We start from the raw sequence: 19,722 nt of genomic DNA on the forward strand, positions 1-19,722 counted from the left end.
GCCAGCAGGACGTAGCTACCTCCCCGTTGAGATAGGCATTAAAAAGTGATTTTTGCCCCGATGTTGTAGCCACGTGCCAGCGGGTATTTGCCATAGTCGACACCCGGTGCCAGGTTAGCCCCGTTGTTGTAATCGACTTCTGGGTTGTAACCTTTGTATTTGGTGATCGTAAAGGCGTTGTTCACGTTTACATACAGCCGCAGACCACTCACCCGCGCTTTGCTAACGAGGGCAGCAGGCAGGTTATACCCTACAGTGATATTCGCACAGCGCAGGAACGAGCCATTTTGCAGATAGAATGTCGACAGACGGGTGCTGTTGCTTTGCGTACCTCCCCGCGATGCCCGATACACTTGCCCATTGCCCGGCTGCGACTCCGACCGGTAGCGGTCGGCCACTACCGAATACTGGTTACCCGAGCCTTCCATATTGAACAGGTAATAGTCCTGACCATCGAGCACCTGACTGCCATATACCCCGTTGAACGACATATTGGCATCAAAGGCTTTGTAGTTGGCATTGACCGAGAAGCCATAAGTAAATTTCGGATAGGGCGTTCCAATTACCTGCTTGTCGTCGTTGTTTACTACGCCATCGCCATTCACATCCTGAAAAATCAGGTCGCCGGGGCGAAGTGGGTTGGTCGACGCCGTTGAACGAGCGGGCCCTTTCAGCACATAACCTGCCGGAAACGACTGGGTCGAGGCATTGTAGGCGGCATTGTCGGCGGCAATGTTGTCCATGTCGCTCTGCCGAACCATACCGATCACCTTAAAGCCATAGAACATACCCACCGGCTGACCTTCCTGCGTAATGTGCGTAATGTAAGAACGTTCGGCACCCGCCACCTGAATCGTGTTGGCACCGCCCATGTTCAGTACTTTGTTGCGGTTCAGCGAGATGTTTCCGCTCAGGCCCAGTTTGAAATCTGGTGTCGAAATGGCCTTCCCGTCGATCTGTAATTCAACGCCCTGGTTACGGATTTTCGAATCGCGCAGGTTGGTCAGAATGCTGGTTGTGCCCGAAATAGCCGAGATCGGCTGGTTGAACAACAGGTTATAGGAGTAGCTCAGATAACCGTTGGCAATCAGGAACAGCCGGTTGTTCAGCAGGCCCACATCCAAACCCAGGTTATATTGCGATGTCGACTCCCAGCCGAGTTTCTGGTCTTTGATCGGTCCCGGATAAAACGCCGTCTGAATCGTTCCTGAGCCAAAAACGGCACCGGTCGGGCTGGCCATCGTTTGCAGGTAGTTGTAGTTACCCACGTTGTAGTTACCGGTAAGCCCCCAGCTAGCCCGCAGTTTGAGTGTCGAAGCAGCCCCCAGCCAATCGTTATAGAACGGTTCGTTCGAGATGGTCCAGCCAGCCGACAACGACGGAAAATTACCCCAGCGGTTCAGTGGCCCGAAGCGCGATGACCCATCCGTCCGAAAAGCGGCCGTCAGGTAGTAGCGGTCGTCGTAGTTATATTCGGCACGCGCCAGATACGACAGCAACGTTTCTTCCTGCTTGCCCGTACCCGTAAAGCCGACGCTACTGGTCGTCGTGCTCGTGTTCAGGTAGAAATTCGTCGGGTCGGCGCCTTTGGCGGTAATCTCCTGAACGGCATCGTTCTGGAAACCCTGCGCCGATACGCTGATCTGATCGAGATTGGTTTTCTGGGCCGTATAACCAACCAGGCCATTTACCCGGTGTTTACCGAACTGTTTGGCATAGGTTGCCGTAAATTCGGCCAGCAGGTTTTGCGTGTTGAGCGTTAAGGCCGTAGCCGTAGCTGCTGCAATGGCCTGGGGCGAATAGGGCGGATTGTTGCCACTGCTCAGGCTTGTTGGCAGGTAGTATTCGTATTTTTCGTTATAGGTCTGTAAACCCACGTTGGCTTTAGCAATCAGGCCGGGAATGATTTCGTAGCTGGCCGTTGCGTTATACGTACCCCGCAATCCTTTCCGCGTGATGTTGGTTTCTTCGGCGATAGCTACCGGGTTTTCGATGGTCTGATACCCATAGGCCGACTGCTGGGATGCCATTTCGTTTTTAATCAGGTTACCGTTGTCATCGCGAGCCCGGAAAATAGGGGCATAAATCAATGCGCCCAGAATAGGCCCCTGGTTAAAGCGACCTTCCTGCACTTCGCGGCTGTTGGTCGCTGTCACGAAAATGCTCGTACCTACCTTGAATTTTTTGCTTATCTCGCTGTCTATATTAGCCCGGAAGTTCAGACGTTCCTGCCTGGTCGCAACAATAATCCCCTGCTGGTTCTGATAGCCCCCACTGATCAGATACCGCGTTCCGTTGCTACCACCCGAAAATGTCAGGTTATGGCGACTTACGGGCGCGTTCCGATACAGCTCGTTCTGCCAGTCGGTGTTGTATTTGGGCGTAATAAGCTTCTGATTGGCGAAATCGTAAAAATCGGTCGGGATACTTACGGCACTGGCATTCCCGACTTTGGCAATACGGGTCGCGTTGTCGTCCGAAAACATCGCATCGTTCCAGGGCTTACCGCTATTCTGCACCAGATCGCGGTAGGTGTTGTTCCGCCCGTCGATTACCAGTTGGGCAAAACCGCTGGCATCGAGCAGTTTTACTTTTTTGGCTAGTTGGTTGATGCCATACTGATATTCGTAATCGAATTTCCCTTTGCCATCCTTACCGCGTTTGGTCGTAATCAGGACCACACCGCCCGACGCCCGCGAACCGTAGATGGCAGCCGAAGCCGCATCTTTCAGAATATCGATACTTTCAATATCGTTCGGGTTGATAAACACATCGTTACCGGCCGGAAAACCGTCAATTACGTAGAGTGGGTCCGAACTGGCGTTGATCGAACCAATACCCCGAACCCGGATTTTCGTGCTCACATACGGTGCACCGCTCACCTGCGAAACCTGCACACCAGCCAGCTTACCTACCAGCGCCTGACCCAGAGTTGGAGCCGATACGTTCAGTTCGCGGGCTTTCACGTTGGCAACCGCACCCGTCAGATCACTTTTCCGAAGGGTCTGATAACCAACGGCCACCACCTCACTCAACTGGTTTACATCTTCTTTCAACACCACATTCAGCGTCTGCTGCTCACTGACTACAAGCTCCTGGGTAGTAAACCCAACCGACGAAAATACCAGCGTTGCGCCCGAATTGACCTCGATCGTAAACCGACCATCGGCGTCGGTAACGGTCCCTTTCCGCGTCTGTTTTTCAACAATATTCACCCCCGGAATGGGTTGTTTCTGCTCGTCGGTTACAACACCCGTAATACGGGCAGCGGGCTTTGCCAGATTGCCAAAAAGAACATTGGCCGCCCTGGTCGTTTGACAGACCAATGGACTGACAGCCAGGATCAGACACAATAAGCACCTGAGCCCTTCAATTGAGTAGCGATTCATTTCAAGTTGTATAATTTGGATTAGTTGGTTGTATTCAAAAATTGTTGGGAGCCTTACCAGAAGAGGCTCATAAAATGCACGTTTTGCCGACGCGACGACGTAACGGCAAGACCCGATTTCAGGTCGTTCAGGAGCGCAAACCCTTCCAGCTCGTCGGCTTTATCGACGTCAATTTCTTTTATAACTTCCTGCTTCCCAGCAGCGATGGACTTTTTCAAATCCACGAACGTAAAACGCCAGCGCCGTCCTTCTATCTGATTCTGAATCAGCACGAGTATGCCTTTTGAGGGAATCCAGTGGAGATTTTGAACCCAGGGCGAGCAGGTGAATTTTTTCACCATTACGCCTGGTTCACTGGTTTTTTGGGCTTTGGCCAGCCGGATCGGGTCATAGAGCCGAACTTCATTGGCTTTATCGCCATAATCGGCTGTGGCAACATACCACTTGTTCTGATACTGAACGTATTCGGGCCGGGTGCCCTGAATGCAGGCATCATCTTCGATGGTACTTAACAGATTGCCATCGAGGGTGCCGGAGCGCAGCAGTCCGGCCCAGTTGACGAGATAAATAACCGCCCGCCATTTGGTGCCTTCGGGATTGAGCCGAATACTGTTGCCAATAAACGTAGGACCGGTTTTGTTGTAGGCAATTCCTGTTGGGTGATTGATGATATCCTGCCCATCGACGGTCAGTTTTATTTCCTGCCCGGTATAGGTCAGCGAATCCCCTTTAACCGTATAGGTACGAATCATTCCGACTTCGCGGTCGCCGTAGAGATAGACCTTGCCCGCCTGATAGCTCACGCCCTGGCAGGCACCCAACGAATCGATGGTGGTTGATTTAGAGAGGATAACATTAACATCAAACCCCAAAAAGGGAAGTATGCCAATGAAACAGGCTATAAGGCCCAGCAGCAACTTCATAAGCGTTGAATTAAATGCCTATGAATCAAGCAACACAAAGCAATAACCAGTTGATTTACAGAACCAAGGCACTCAACTGGCAGAACGGTTTTCATAGGCTGTTTTCGAAGCACAAAACAAGTGCTTAAACATTACCTGAATTTTACTCTACCGTTGTCAGCGCATTATCAATCAGGCCTGATGCCCGAAAAAATTTAACAAAAACTACTTTTTCAATAGATTACTATTACGCACCAGGGCTTCTTATCAATAATGTTCTCCCAGTTCTAAATAAAATTAGAACACGGATGACACCGATTAAAGCTTTCTTATCTGTGGAAATCCGTTCAATCGGTGTCATCCGTGTTGCGCTTCTTTTTCTGTATTATGCCCCCAGGCGGGCGATGGGCTACACCTTCACCGTCGATCCACGCACAATAAGCTGGGTTTCCAGCACAACAGTTCGGGGTGGCCTGCTGCCGTCTTTATCGGTCATTTGCTCGACCAGCAGATCGGCTGCCTGTTGCCCAATTTCGCTGACGGGTTGCGCTACGGTAGTAATACCCGGCTCGACCAGCGCCGAAATCGGATCGTTGCTAAAACCGACAATGGCAATATCGTCGGGAATCCGTAAGCCACGCCCTTTGATGACTTTTAGGGCTTCGATGGCCGTTGGGTCGTTGATGGTAAAGAGTGCATCGGGCGGTTGCGGCAGATTCAGCAGGTGATTGACATAAATATTGGCCTTCTCCAGTGTCAGGTCGTAGGAGATAATGAGTTCGGGATCTTCTACGATACCGTATTGACGCAGGGCATCGCGGTAACCATTGAGTCGGCTGCGGCTATTGGGCAAACTGTCGGGTCCAGATAAGTGAGCAATTCGACGCCGACCGGTCAGAATCAAATGCTCTACGGCTTTAAAAGCCCCATCGTAATCATTGACTGTCACCTTCGATACGTTCATGTCTTCGCAAACCCGGTTGAAAAACACAACCGGCACGCCTTTTCGCTGAAAAACCCGAAAGTGGTCGAAATTGCGGGTTTCTTTCGTATGCGATACAATCAGCCCATCGACCCGGCTGGCCAGTAGCGCTTTGGCATTAGCAATTTCGGTTCCGTACGATTCATTTGAGTGACAGATAACCACATTGTAGCCCGCTTCGGCCAGCACCTCCTGCGCGCCAATGATCACTTTCGGGAAGAAAAAGCTGATGAATTCGGGCACAATAATGCCAATTGTCCGCGTCTGATTCGTCAGCAGCGAAATGGCCAGTTGATTGCGCTGATAGTCCAGTTGTTCGGCCAGTTCGAGTACCCGTTGCCGGGTTTTCGTATTCACGTTGGGGTGCCCCGTCAAGGCCCGAGACACGGTCGATTTTGAAATTCCTAACTGTCTGGCAATATCAATAATGGTAGCCAGGTGCTGTCGCATAAAATTGTACTTTATCTACTTTAATACATTATCCCTCCAAAGCAGCCACATAAACGTACTTTTTTTTGGGAACATTCCCAATAAGTTTTGGGAATGTTCCCAAAAAAATAATCAAAGTTTTCCTTGACAAAAGGCACTTATGCAGGCAACTTCAAGGAGAAGTCGAAGATTTCATAGATAAAAGTGGATTTATGCGCATTTAACCTACTAAATACACATTCTATGAAACCTTCAGCAAAAATCAATAAAAATATAACTATTCCTATATCTAACCTCATGAAAAAACGAATACGTTTATTTCTGTGTCTGGTTGTAATCACCCTCATAGCGGCATCAAGGGTTCTGGCACAGGGTCGTACCGTAAGCGGACGTGTTATTGGTGCAGATGGCAATGCACTTCCCGGCGTAAGTGTCGTGATCAAGAATACGCAGCGTGGAACAACCACCAATGCCGACGGGGGATATTCCGTTCAAAATGTACCCAACGATGCTACGTTAACCTTCTCCTTTATTGGTTACGTATCGCAGGACATTGCCATTGGGAACCGTACAACACTCAATGTAACACTTCAAACCGACGACCGGTCGCTCAACGAAGTGGTGGTTGTGGGATACGGTACGCAGCGCAAAATTGAGACAACCGGGGCCATTGCTTCGGTAAAATCGACGGAGCTTGTTCAGACGCCTGTTTCGAACGTGGCTCAGGGTTTGCAGGCACGGGTTTCGGGTGTACAGGTTAGTCAGAACACGGGCGCACCCGGTGGTAATATCAGCGTGCGGATTCGCGGTACCAACTCAATCAACGGCAACTCCGAACCGCTCTACGTAGTTGATGGTATTCAGATTTCGAACAGCGGAGGCATCAATGACGTGAGTCCACTGTCGACCATTAACCCAAACGATATTGAGTCGGTTGAAATTCTGAAAGATGCCTCAGCCTCGGCTATCTACGGTTCGCGGGCGGCCAACGGTGTGGTACTGATCACGACAAAGCGGGGTAAATCGGGCGCAACCCGCGTTACCCTCGACAGCTATTATGGTGTCCAGAAGGTAAATAAAACACTGCCCGTGCTGAATGCGGCCGAATTTGCACAACTGGAAAACGACGTATTCAAAAACAATTATTACACCGATCCGGCGTCGCTTGGCGAAGGGGTCAACTGGCAGAACATAATCTTCCGCGAAGCACCCATTCAGAGCCATCAGCTCTCGATCAACGGAGGTTCCGAGAAAACACAAATGTCGCTCTCGGCTAACTACTTCAATCAGGATGGAATTATCATTAACTCGAACTTCAAACGCTACTCGTTTCGCCTGAATGTCGACCATCGGGTTAGCAATCGCGTAAAAGTAGGAACCAGCATTTTGGGCAGTTATGTCATTAACTCAGGCGTTACAACCGGTAGCCAGTCTATTGGCGATGCAGGTGTAGTGACCCAAACCGTTCTGGGCGCAGCCGTTGGTGCTCCACCTACCCTGAAACCGTATCGGGAAGATGGCAGCATTTTCCCCTTTGGGGAGCAGGCCAATGGCCAGTATCGGGAAGTTATCAACCCGCTGAACTACACGGCTATTCTGAATCAGACCGCCATTCATCGGATTCTATCCAATGTATACGGTGAGTTTTCGATCCTGAAAGGACTTACCTACCGGGCTTCGTTCAACATCGATCTGCAAAGCAGTCTGCGTGATACATATTCGCCCCGTTCCATCGTTAACAAATCTGACTTGAACGATAACTCGGGTGCTGGCTCGAAAACCAACGTCAACAATCTGTCGCTACTGCACGAGAGCATTCTGACCTACAACACCACGTTTGCCAAGAACCATTCCTTCAAGGCAACGGCTGTATTTGCGACCCAATCGCAAACCTATAATCAGAACCAGATCAATGCCAGTGGCTTCCCGAACGATGCTACGCAAAACGAAGCCCTGCAACTGGCGCTGAACCGCACGGTGTATACGGATCGGAACAAACAGCGGCTGGATTCGTATCTGGGACGGATTAACTATGGTTATAAAGACAAGTATTTTCTGGATCTGACCGCTCGCGTCGATGGATCGAGCCGATTCGGAGCCAACCACAAATACGGCTTATTTCCGGCAGCCTCGGCTGGCTGGCGGATTATCGAAGAGCCGTTCATGAAATCGGTTAGCTGGGTTTCGGATCTGAAACTACGTGCCAGTTACGGGATCACGGGTAATGCGGCTGGTATCTCTCCCTATCAATCGCTGGCAACTGTATCGGCCTCGGGTAGCGATTACAACATTAACCATACCTACGTTACGGGCATCAACCCATCGGGTATTGCCAACCCCGATCTGCGCTGGGAGCGTTCGGCTCAAACCGACATCGGTATCGACGTAGGTTTCCTGAATAACCGCATCAGCCTGATTGCCGACGTGTATAAGAAAACCACCAAAGACCTGCTGTATGTGAAAACGCTGCCGCTCAGTTCTGGCTACAGTACGATTACCGGCAACTTCGCATCGCTCGAAAATAAGGGGCTGGAACTGGCCGTAAACGCCCGGATTCTGGATGGACCGCTAAAATGGAATGTGTCGGCCAATGCAACCTTCAACCGCAACAAACTGCTGGATCTGGATGGCGGCACCACACAGGAGCGTTTCGTGACGGCTTATTCGATACTGAAAGTAGGTAGCCCGCTCGGTCTCTTCAAAACCTACGTTTTTGACGGTATCAACCAGACGGGCGATGCCATTTTACCGGGTTACGACGGACGGTTGGGTGGTCATAAGGTAAAAGACATCAATGGCGATGGCGTGATCAACTCTGCCGATCAGATCATTACGGGCAATCCGAATCCGAACTTCATTTATGGATTCTCGACGAACCTGAACTACAAAAAATTCGATTTCAGTGTTTTCCTCGCCGGTACGCAGGGCAACGACATTTACAATGCGAGCCGTCTGTCGTTCGAAATGCCACTGGGCCAGCGGAACATGCTGAAAGGCGTGGTTAACCGCTGGACACCAACCAATCCCAGCAATCAATACGTGAGCCCGATGCAGGGCGGTCGTTTGCCGGTTACCAACTACGTCATGGAAGACGGGTCGTACCTGCGTTGTAAAAACATAACGCTCGGCTACACGCTGCCCCGCATCAAAGGCATTCAAAATATTCGGGTCTATGTAAGCGCCAACAACCTCTTCACGATTACCAGCTACAGCGGCTTCGATCCTGAGGTGAATACGTATGCCGGTTCCAACACACAAATTGGTATCGACAACCTGGTTTATCCACAAGCCAAGTCATTCCTGGGCGGTTTACAGATCACATTATAATGATTGAATGATTGAATTCATAAATGATTGAATTAAGGTCCGCTGTAGCGACGGTCCGCCGTGCGGCTGAACCACCCAACAAGTCAATCATTCAATCATTCAATCATTCAACAAGTCAATCATTCCGATTCATGAAAAAAATCCTTATTCCTATACTCGCGGCCTGCTGTCTGGCAAGCTGCAAACTGGACGAAACCATTTACTCGTCTATTTATACCGAAGCCTTTTATAAGACGGCGGCCGATGCCGAAAAAGGGCTGATTGCGGCCTATGACCCGCTTGCCGATATGTATAGTGGACCGGCCATGACGCTGGTTCCCGATTTCAGCGACGATCTGATCTATCCACGGGGGGTAGTGGGCCGTAATACGTTAACGCTCTTCTCCTACGACCCCAACTACACGGTTCAGAAGAGTAACTCACGCACCAACGAATCGCCCCAGCAAATCTGGGCATCGGGCTATGACGGCATCGAAAAATCAAACTGGATCATCGCCAAAGTACCCGCTGCCAATATGGACGAAACGCGCAAGAAGCAGATTATTGGCGAAGCGTATTTTCTGCGGGCCTTCTACGAATGGGCACTAACCAAAAACTTCGGCGATGTCCCCATTAAAACAACGCCCAGCTATTCGCAAGCTGATGCCGTAGTGGGTAAAAGCACCAAAGCAGAGGTTTACAAGCAAATCTATAGTGATCTGGATCAGGCATTTGCCGCCGGATTGCCATCGTACCCGGCTGTCGATAAAGGCCGCCCATCGAAAGAAGTGGTCAATGCCCTGTATGCCAAAGCGGCTCTGTATAACGAAGATTGGGCAAAGGCACTGGAGAAAGCACAGGCCGTTATTAATTCGGGAAAATACGCGCTGATGCCCGATGTACGGAATGTGTACAAATACGATCAGGAAGATGCTGCCCGTATTGAAAATATGTGGGCTTACGAAGTTGACCCAATCTCACCGGGACGTGGTCACCAACTGGTTGGCTTGTGTGGCCCTCCGGGTAGTGCTGGCCCAGAATACGGTCGAACCACGTATGGATCGATGTTCGCCTATATGTCGTTCTTTAACTCGTTTAACCCAGCCGACAAGCGCCGTCAACTGCTCGACACCAACTACGTGAATAAGAGCGGCCAAATCGTTGCGCAACGCAACATTACGCCGATTACGACCGATGCTGTGCTGATCAAAAAATATCAGGACCCCGTTTCGACTCAGGGCGCTATTCCTAATATTCCGATTCTGCGTTTGCCCGATATGTACCTGATTGCCGCCGAAGCAGAAGCCCGACTCAACGGCGCTACTACTGCAGCTTATGGCTACATCAATGTAGTACGCAAGCGGGCCGGTCTGCCCGATCTGCAAACGGGTCTGAGCAAAGATGCCTTCATCGATGCTGTGATTCAGGAGCGCGCCTGGGAATTCTTTGCCGAAGGCGACCGCTGGTACGACCTGACCCGCACCGGCAAATACCTGACCGTGATTCCGAAAGCGGTGAATAGCGTTTATCCATCCCGTCCTGTGCAGGCGAAAAACAAATATTTCCCAATTCCACTGGATGAGCTGAACGCCAACACCAAGCTACAGCAAAACCCGGACTGGCAATAAAAAGTAAAAGAGTAAAAGAGTGAAAGAGTGATTAAATGATTGAATGATTGAGTGAATTAGGATGCAATAAGAAATGTGAACAATGAGATTTTGGGCTGACTATAGGCGATTGAAGTACCCTAAGCGCAGTAGTGCGGTACTGTTCTCGTATTCTCTCTTTTTCACACTGTTATTCATGGTCACTCTTTCGCTCTTTCACTCTTTCGCTCTTTCACCCCCTAATAAAATCCGGGAGTTTACGATCCGCGAAAACGACACGGCTTCGTATACGCTTAAACTAGCTCTGGACAATAATGGACGACCGGTTTATTTCTTTCGAAATGTGTTTACGCCAGTTTGCCTGACGGGCGAATGTAAGCCGGTCTATATCAATTTTTACTGGGATCTGGTGGGCAATTACACGCGGTATGACCTGCCGCCAAACCAGATACTGACTAAAATGGACCATAAGGAATTTAAACCGGAGGACTACGAAAAACTGCGCGATATTCTGGCAAACCCGAATTCGCTGCTGAAAGATGTAGCCATGGACGATCTGGTTGGGAAAGGCACCGAAAACCTGGCCGATTCGGTCGATGCGAAAGCGGGGGCTACCCTGAAAACGGTTAAAAATGAAGTTATCGACGGAGCCGTATACACCTGTTATACGCTCTGGCATCTGGCTCATGGCAACGTAGTGAACGAAATCAGGCGAATAACGGAAACCTATCAGGACGATCAGTTGCTGCATAGTTTTCTGACCAGCACCAACCACCACTATCAATATTGGGCAATGGATCGGGTCATTGATGCACAGGGAACGATATGGGATGGGTTCCTGCCCGACATTCTAACGATCATCCAGGGAAGAAACGTTTTTACGGCTCGCTATGCCTTACAACGAATTGCAAACCCGTTTTTTTTAAGCGATGCCCGGCAAAAGTGGCTTTGGGAGACCTATCAGAAAGCAGGCTATTCGCTCCAGATTGTTATTCTGAAACGATTAGCGAACATACCATTCAAACCTGTTCTGACGGAAGCCATTGCCCAGGAGCTGCCTAAAGCCAATCAGGAACAATCGACGATGCTACTGAATTTATTGGCCTCGCAGCCCACACTGAACGATAAAACGCAACAACTACTAGCACGCCAGCTCACTAGCCCAACCCAGGATAACAGCGCTGCCATTTACCAACTTCTGAAGGGACTTCATCCCCACAATCAGGAAGTACGAACCTATCTGAAAACCTTTGAAACAACCGCTTCCCAAATCAACAAGTAGCCATGAAAACAGTAGTCAACGTTCTGTTTTGCTTACTTCTATGCCTGAATTTATCGGCTCAGGACCACATTTTTCTGGAAACCGAGTCCTTTTCCAACAAAGGTGGCTGGGTCATTGACCAGCAATCGTTTGTGGTTCAGGGCTCTTCGTATCTGATGGCGCATGGCATGGGGCGTCCGGTAAAAGACGCAACGACCACGGTCAACTTTCCGAAGAAAGGCAAATACCAGGTCTGGGTACGCACAAAAGACTGGGCTCCTTTCCCCAAAGGCCCCGGCAAATTCCAGGTCAGGCTCAACAATCAGCCGTTGCCGATGATTTTTGGTGAAAGTGGTTCCGACGAATGGAAATGGTATTATGGTGGCGAAACCAACATAACAACCGATCAGGTAGCCGTTGCCCTACATGACCTCACGGGTTTCAACGGTCGGTGCGATGCAATTCTGTTTACCAATGCCGCCAAATTTACTCCCCCCAACAAACTCGAAGACCTCAATGCCTTTCGGAATAAAATCCTGAATCTAACGGGCAAAACAGCCGATGCCGGTCATTTCGATCTGGTCGTAGTTGGTGGTGGTATTGCCGGAACCTGTGCTGCCATTTCGGCCGCTCGCATGGGTCTGAAAGTTGCCTTAATTCAGGATCGTCCGGTGCTGGGCGGTAACAACAGCTCCGAAATTCGGGTGCATCTGATGGGCGACACCGACAAAAACCACTATCCGAAACTAGGTCGTATTGTGCGGGAAATGGACAATGGCGACCCCGGCAACGGCAACCCCGATGCAAAAGAATATGGCGATGCCCGCAAAACAGCTATCGTGAAGGCCGAACGGAACATCACGTTGTTTTTGAATACACACGTTTATAAAGTCGAAAAAGATAAAGACAAAATCGTGGCAGTGGTTGGTCGCGACATTGCTACCAACCAAGAAACGCGCTTCGAAGGAACGTATTTCTCCGATTGTACCGGCGACGGAACCATTGGCTACCTGGCCGGTGCCGACTACCGATTTGGCCGCGAAAGCAAAGCCGAAACCGGCGAATCGCTGGCGGCCGAAAAAACCGACGATTTCACGCTGGGCACCTCAAACCTATGGGCATCGCTGGAACGCGATACGATATCGTCGTTTCCCGAAACGCCCTGGGCACTTCCTTTTTCCGACGAATACCACATCGACCAGCCCAAAGCCGACTGGGAGTGGGAAACGGGTTTCGGAAATTATAATACCATTACCGATGCCGAAAAAATCCGGGATCATAACCTGCGAGCCATCTTTGGCAACTGGTCGTATCTGAAAAACAACAAGAAAGAAAAATATGCCAAACGCGAACTCGCCTGGGTAGCCTACATCGGCGGCAAACGCGAATCGCGACGCATAATCGGCGATCACATTCTGAATCAGATGGACATTCAGGACGGCAAACAATATCCCGACGGCACCGTTACCGCCACCTGGACTATCGACCTGCATTTTCCCGACCCCAAGAACAGCAAATACTTTGACGGGCAGGAGTTTTTTGCCGGAACGAAACACATTAAAGTGGCTCCCTACACCATTCCATACCGCTGTTTATACTCGAAGAATATTTCCAACCTGTTCATGGCCGGACGCAACATCAGCACAACGCACGTGGCGTTTGGCAGTACGCGCGTCATGCGAACCTGCGGTATGATGGGTGAGGTAGTTGGCTTTGCATCGTATGTGGCTAAAAAATACAATACATCACCGCGTGGCGTTTATCAGGATCATCTGCCAGAATTTATGGCCATTATCAAAGACGAACCCACAGCCACAGCAGGTAAACCCTAAGGCTGGCTGGGCGCTTATTCTGTTGTTCGTTATACTATCGACAACAATAATAAAGGCCCAATCGCCACTAGTCAGCCTGGAAGGCGAAACGCAGGGAACCACGTACCGGATCAAATACAGGGATTCACGGCAACGCAACATGAAACCCAGCATTGATTCGCTACTGGCTGAATTTGACAAGTGCCTGTCGATTTACCGATCCGACTCCGAATTGTCGCAATTCAATCGAGCAATGAGTCATCGGTTTCAGCGGCCCTATTTCTATTCGGTTTTGAAGAAATCGGAAGAAATTTTTCGGGCTACCGATGGTGCTTTCGATCCAACCGTATTACCACTGGTTGAAGCATATGGATTTGGCCCGAAAAAACCGGCATCAACTGATATAACAAACATAGACTCGCTGTTACGGCTCGTTGGCTTACAAAACATTAGGTTCGATTCCAGTTCAGTCCGTAAACAGAAGAAAAACATACAATTAGATTTTAACGGAATCGCTCAGGGCTATTCGGTCGACGTGCTGGCCGGATTTCTGGAAACAAAAGGCATAAGGCAGTATATGGTAGAAATAGGCGGTGAAATTCGAACCAAAGGACCAAAAGGCGACGGTCAGTTCTGGACGGTAGGCATACCCAATCCGCTTCATCCTGATCAATTATATGTAACGCTAAACCTGTTGGACCGGGCCATGACCACCGCCGGAAACTACCGGAATCACTACACATCGGATGGGCAGATTTTTAGCCACATCATTAACCCCAGAACAGGTATGATGGAGCAAAGCGAATTGCTGAGTGTAACGGTTTTTGCCGCCGATGCCATCACGGCCGATGGCTATGATACAGCCTTTATGGTGATGGGACTGGAAAAAACGAAACGCTTTTTAGCCAATCGGCCCGATCTGGACGCCTACCTGATGTATACCGATACCAGTGGACAATTGCAGACCTATGCAACCGCAGGCTTAACCAATGTACAACGAACCAGCCCAGGACGGTAATCCTGATTAGCCGGTTTAGTTCAACTACCGAAAAACGATGAAGTACCCAAGAGGACTTTTTATTTTACTGACCGCCATTACACTACCAGCCTGGGCACAATCGGCCAAAAATCTATCGCTGGCCAATGATCGGGTTAAAATTGACTGGGCATCCTCGGCCAAAGGCTGGACGATTCGGCAGGTTTCTGTCCGAAAAGGGAATGCCTGGGTAACGATGCCAGCCCCATCGGGCGAAAACACCCTGATCTATGCCGCCGACAAACCGTCTGATAAACCTGATACGACCTTTAAAGACATAACCGGCGCCGTCTTTCCGGGCGAGCAATATCATTACCAGCAGCTACAATGGGCTGAGAGTACCAACCCCGTATCGCTCAACAAAGCCGGACAGTCTTTCTATTTTTTCCCGAAAACAGGTAAACAATCGGGTAAAAACAGCCTTGAATTTCAGCAGGAAACCGACGTGGCCACGATACGAACCGAGTGGTCGTTCGACCCAAAATTTCCGTCGGACATTGTGGTTAAGCAAACCATTACGCCCAAAAAAGACGGTTACTTTTCACTGGCTACTCCTACCCTAACCAGCCTTACAGAACAGAATCTGGCCTGGGCTACTGTACCGGGCTATTTTCAGGGCAACAAATTCCAGAAAAACTTTGCACTGGCTTATGCCTATGGTCATGGTATTCCGACACTGCCAGCTGTTTACCGCGAACGGTGCGCAAGTACGCTTAGCCCCATGATGACGGCTAAAAATGGCATTACGCTGGCCGTAATTCCAGAGCCAGGCCTGGCCCGCGACCCCTGGGCAAAGGATAAAATCACGCAGACAGATTGGAAAATTGGCCTATCGCACATGAATCGAAAAGCCCAGCTTTCGCCAACGCTCTATTATCCGGTGCTGGGCGAAAACGAGTCGAGCCTAAAAACAGGCGAGCCCGTGAGTTATACCTTTCGCTACAGCCTGACCGATGGCGACTGGTTCAAAGCACTGAACCATGCTGTTTATGATGTCTACAAGTTCAAAGAAACACTGGCCTTACGACAGAGCAAGCAATCGCTGACCGACCGGATTCAGAAAATGCACCACTACCTCACCGACCCCAAAACGTCGATGTGGAACATTGAAGAGTTTGAGGGCAAGAAAATTGGGGCACAATCGTATCTGGGCGGTGTAGTCGGTTCAAATAAAGACGCCATGAAAAACTCCGACTACGGCGCGATGTGGATGCTCGCTACGGCAACCAAAGATCCGTTGTTAACAAAAAATGTATTGCCTTATGCCCTGAATTTCAAGTTGGTTCAGCAGGAAACGGGCAACAACTTTTTCAAGGGAGCGGTTGAGGGCCAATATTATCTGGCCAAATCGAAAAAGTTCGTCGAAGAGTGGGGTGAAGTGGTTGAACCCATTGCGCTGACATACTACACCATGCTCGACATTGGCAACATGCTCTTGTTTGAGCCAGGCAATGCCGAACTTAAAGAGCGACTACGTTTTGGCGCCGATCGGTTGCTTACCTGGCAAAAACCAAATGGGCAATGGGCGGTGGCCTACGATCGTCATACCGAGAAGGAAATCTTCAAAGACATTCAGGATCTTCGGCCAACATTCTACGGGCTGATTGTGGCCTATCGGATTCTGAAAGACCCTAAATACCTGACCGCTGCCCGGAAAGGAGCCGACTGGTTCCTGAAAAACGCGATTGAAACGGGGAGTTTCCTGGGCGTTTGTGGCGATGCCCGTTACGCGCCAGATTTTGCGACAGGTCAATCGGCGCAGGCGCTGCTGGACCTCTATGATCTGACCAACGATGCACGCTATAAAGACGCGGCCATCACAGCCGCCAAAATCTATACAACATCGATCTATACGCACCCAATTGCCGATCATGCCATAAAAATGGTGAATGGCACTCAACGCGAAGACTGGGAGATCAGCCAAACGGGCCTTAGTTTCGAGCATGGTGGTATTTTCGGATCGGCGGCCCGCCACGGTCCTATCCAGTTGTGCAGCCATGCGGGCATGTTCATTCGCATGTATGGACTAACGAAAGAACCCATTTTTGCCGATATGGCACGAGCTGGTGCCATTGGTCGCGATGCTTTTGTTGATCCCAAAACCAGCGTTGCTTCGTACTACTGGCAAGCCATGAACCGGGGAGCAGGCCCTTATCCGCACCATGCATGGTGGCAAATTGGGTGGTTGACGGATTATCTGCTGGCCGAAGCCGACCTCCGCTCCAACGGGCGCGTTACGTTCCCACGTGGGTTTGTTACGCCTAAGGTAGGTCCGCATCAGACATACGGATTCGAACCGGGCACCGTCAATGGCGAAAAAGTCAATCTGGTTATTAATGAGAATCTGGTTCAACTCAATAATCCGTCGATCGACTACATACTGGCCAGAACCGTAGAGGGTGGAAAACTATTCGTGATTTTACTGAATAACCGCGCTCAGCAAAGCGATTTTCAACTGACGATCAGGAATGGAAAAACCATGTCGAAGCAGCTACCTGCTTTTGGTCTGGATGTCATTACGGTCGACGCAAAAGGGTTATAAACGAGCAATTCTGTCAGACTTTCCCGTAAAACGAACCATTGTGAATACAACCATCGATACCGCCGTCATTGTCATTTTATTGGGGTTTCTTAAGCTCTTCGGGAAGGCCAACACGTTCGAGAAAGGCTTTATCAGCAGCAATTTTATCAGCAAATGGTACTCGCCCATCTTTCCCTTTCAGGATGCGCTTAGGTGCAATTCTGGGCGTTACGGGCTCTTTAGTCGCCTTCATGTCTGTGCTGGTTGTTATAAAACTCATTTTTTCCGAATTAGAAAAGCTACATAAGGGCGGTTAGGCCAAAACTCTTCCCATGAATCGTGATAGTAACCAAACATACTAAAATAGCTCAAGAGTTCCTCTTTCTCTCGGTTAATAGCCATCCGATAGAGTCGATTTCGAGAAGCAGAATTCCCTCTGAATAGCACTGTAAACGTTGGATTAGCCGACAAAAACTGATGCGTGATTTGAAAAATGGTAGCCAGAATAACAGCCGTATCGCCATTGTCGCTAACCGACTGGTCGTCGACTTCTGCGGTATTGGGCTTAACATCTCCTAATGCGAGGTTGTAAACAGTGGGTTCGCTGATCAGGCTAAAAATAACTGCTTTCTGAATTACACCTTTCGGGCCGATGCTTTCAAAAAAGAACTGAGTGGCCTCATCAGCCTGCCGAAATGAATAGCTGGGGTATTGCACAAGTAACAAATTTTACACAAAAATAGACAAACTTGAATACAACTATCGATACCGCCGTCATTGTCATTTTCTCGGCTTTTGTGCTGGGAATCGGGATGTTGTTTGCCCGGACAGGACGTAATCTGAAGTCATTTTTTGCGGGTGGCGAAGCCGTTCCCTGGTTCATTGGTGGGCTGTCGTTGTTTATGAGCTTTTTCTCGGCTGGCACCTTCGTTGCCTGGGGAAGTATCGCTTATAAATATGGCTGGGTTGCCATCACCATTCAGTGGACCATGTGCATTGGTGCGCTGGTAACGGGCCTATACCTGGCACCACGCTGGAAAGCGACCGGAGCGCTGACAGCCGCCGAATTTATCCGCGAACGACTCGGCCTAACGGTGCAGAAAGCCTACATTTTCATCTTCACACTGGTCAGCATTTTCATCAAGGGCTCAGTGCTTTATCCGGTGGCTAAGCTGGTAAGTTCGTCGCTGAACCTGCCGCTTGTGCCCACAACCATCGGGCTGGGTATTTTCATGATTGCCTATACCGCCGTTGGAGGTTTATGGGCCGTAATGGTAACTGACATTCTCCAGTTTGTGGTGCTATCGGCAGCCGTATTCATTCTCCTCCCCCTTTCATTTGATCGTGTTGGTGGCTTCGATGGCTTTGTACAGGCCGTTCCCAATGATTTTTTCAATGTCCTGAACGGCGAATACACACTCGGCTTCGTACTCGCTTTTGTCTTTTACCACATCGCTTATATCGGCGGCAACTGGACATTTGTGCAGCGCTATACCAGCGTCGACAGTCCGAAGTCAGCGCGGAAGGTAGCCTTTCTGTTTGCCGGACTTTATTTGATTAGTCCGGTCATCTGGATGATGCCGCCCATGATTTATCATGTTATCGACCCATCGCTGACCGGTCTTGATACAGAAAACGCCTATCTCAAAATCTGCCAGTTAGTTCTTCCGCCGGGTCTGCTGGGCTTAATGCTGACAGGTATGTACTTCTCTACGTCAGCCAGTGCCAATACAGCCCTCAATGTGGTATCGGCGGTATTTACGAATGACATTTACAAGGGCTTACTAAACCCCGGCGCATCGGATCGCCAGCTTATTCGTGTAGCACGAGGCTCGTCCTGGGTTTTCGGTCTGGGCATGATCGGGATTGCTTTACTCGTCCCCAAAGCGGGGGGTATTGTAGAAGTCGTACTGAGTATTTCGTCCATAACGGGTGGACCGTTGCTGGCTCCCCCACTCTGGGCACTGTTCTCGAAACGCCTGACCAGCCGCGCTACGCTCTGGATCACAAGCATCGGTCTGGCCGTAAACCTATTTTTCAAAGTGCTGTCGCCTATCCTGCTCGATTTCAAACTGTCGCGGGGGGCCGAAACAGTAATTGGTGTTGGGCTAACCTTAGTGTTGTTGATGATTTATGAACTCTACGCCCGCTCGAAAGGGCTGGTAGCTGAAGAACACTTTCAGTACCAGGCTGCTCGCCAGCGCAAGCGCGACGATGTATCAGAAGCCACATCCGATCAGGAAAAAGAAGCCATTGCTCAGCAAAACCGATTTGGGCTAAAAGTGATTGCCGGGTCACTGGTGTTCACAGCGCTGATGTTGTTTGGTTTAGGAATATTGGCCGATGCAGGCGGCTCTATCACGTCAATTATTGGTGGCGTAATTCTGCTCGCGGCTCTGATTCCGTGGCGAGCCAGCCAGCGGAGCCAATCAATTGACGAACCACTACCCGAAGATGTTCAATCGAAATAAGCAGCCT

Annotated in this window: 12 protein-coding genes; 7 read left to right on the forward strand and 5 right to left on the reverse strand. The window is 49.9% G+C overall.

Translation table 11 applies throughout. The features are described 5' to 3' along the window. Positions 1-38 precede the first annotated feature (38 nt). The 3 genes from WBJ53_RS28390 to WBJ53_RS28400 form a co-directional block, all read right to left on the reverse strand. Entirely contained in the window at positions 39-3,389 is a 3,351-nt protein-coding gene (locus tag WBJ53_RS28390) for a TonB-dependent receptor (protein WP_338872604.1), read from the reverse strand. Positions 3,390-3,442: 53 nt separating this feature from the next. Then, positions 3,443-4,312, reverse strand: coding sequence for a hypothetical protein (locus WBJ53_RS28395; protein ID WP_338872606.1), 870 nt, complete (start codon positions 4,310-4,312; stop codon positions 3,443-3,445). Between the two features lie 388 nt (positions 4,313-4,700). After that, entirely contained in the window at positions 4,701-5,723 is a 1,023-nt protein-coding gene (locus WBJ53_RS28400) for a LacI family DNA-binding transcriptional regulator (protein WP_338872608.1), read from the reverse strand. 276 nt (positions 5,724-5,999) lie between these two features. Here WBJ53_RS28400 and WBJ53_RS28405 point away from each other — a divergent pair, with 276 nt between their 5' ends. The 6 genes from WBJ53_RS28405 (at position 6,000) to WBJ53_RS28430 (ending at position 17,265) form a co-directional block, all read left to right on the forward strand. Further along, positions 6,000-9,029, forward strand: coding sequence for a TonB-dependent receptor (locus tag WBJ53_RS28405; RefSeq protein WP_338872610.1), 3,030 nt, complete (start codon positions 6,000-6,002; stop codon positions 9,027-9,029). 131 nt (positions 9,030-9,160) lie between these two features. Continuing rightward, a complete protein-coding gene (locus WBJ53_RS28410; protein ID WP_338872612.1) occupies positions 9,161-10,636 on the forward strand; it encodes a RagB/SusD family nutrient uptake outer membrane protein in 1,476 nt (491 codons plus the stop codon). Positions 10,637-10,811: 175 nt separating this feature from the next. Then, the gene (locus WBJ53_RS28415) at positions 10,812-11,897 is read left to right on the forward strand and encodes a hypothetical protein (RefSeq protein ID WP_338872614.1); all 1,086 of its coding nucleotides are present in this window, start codon (positions 10,812-10,814) and stop codon (positions 11,895-11,897) included. Positions 11,898-11,899: 2 nt separating this feature from the next. Continuing rightward, positions 11,900-13,708, forward strand: coding sequence for an FAD-dependent oxidoreductase (locus WBJ53_RS28420; protein ID WP_338872616.1), 1,809 nt, complete (start codon positions 11,900-11,902; stop codon positions 13,706-13,708). Positions 13,709-13,730: 22 nt separating this feature from the next. Beyond that, complete coding sequence (locus WBJ53_RS28425) at positions 13,731-14,705, forward strand: FAD:protein FMN transferase (RefSeq protein ID WP_338872618.1); 975 nt, start codon at positions 13,731-13,733, stop codon at positions 14,703-14,705. Between the two features lie 37 nt (positions 14,706-14,742). Further along, complete coding sequence (locus WBJ53_RS28430; RefSeq protein ID WP_338872620.1) at positions 14,743-17,265, forward strand: glycerophosphoryl diester phosphodiesterase; 2,523 nt, start codon at positions 14,743-14,745, stop codon at positions 17,263-17,265. A gap of 76 nt (positions 17,266-17,341) precedes the next feature. On the opposite strand, the gene WBJ53_RS28435 is transcribed toward WBJ53_RS28430, so the two are convergent. Next, positions 17,342-17,497, reverse strand: coding sequence for a hypothetical protein (locus tag WBJ53_RS28435; RefSeq protein ID WP_338872622.1), 156 nt, complete (start codon positions 17,495-17,497; stop codon positions 17,342-17,344). 23 nt (positions 17,498-17,520) lie between these two features. Further along, complete coding sequence (locus WBJ53_RS28440) at positions 17,521-17,961, reverse strand: hypothetical protein (protein ID WP_338872624.1); 441 nt, start codon at positions 17,959-17,961, stop codon at positions 17,521-17,523. A gap of 32 nt (positions 17,962-17,993) precedes the next feature. On the opposite strand from WBJ53_RS28440, the gene WBJ53_RS28445 reads away from it, so the two are divergent. Continuing rightward, on the forward strand, positions 17,994-19,715 hold the full coding sequence (locus tag WBJ53_RS28445) for a sodium:solute symporter family protein (protein ID WP_338872626.1): 1,722 nt from the start codon (positions 17,994-17,996) through the stop codon (positions 19,713-19,715). Positions 19,716-19,722 lie beyond the last annotated feature (7 nt).

Source organism: Spirosoma sp. SC4-14 (assembly GCF_037201965.1).
Lineage (GTDB): Bacteria > Bacteroidota > Bacteroidia > Cytophagales > Spirosomataceae > Spirosoma.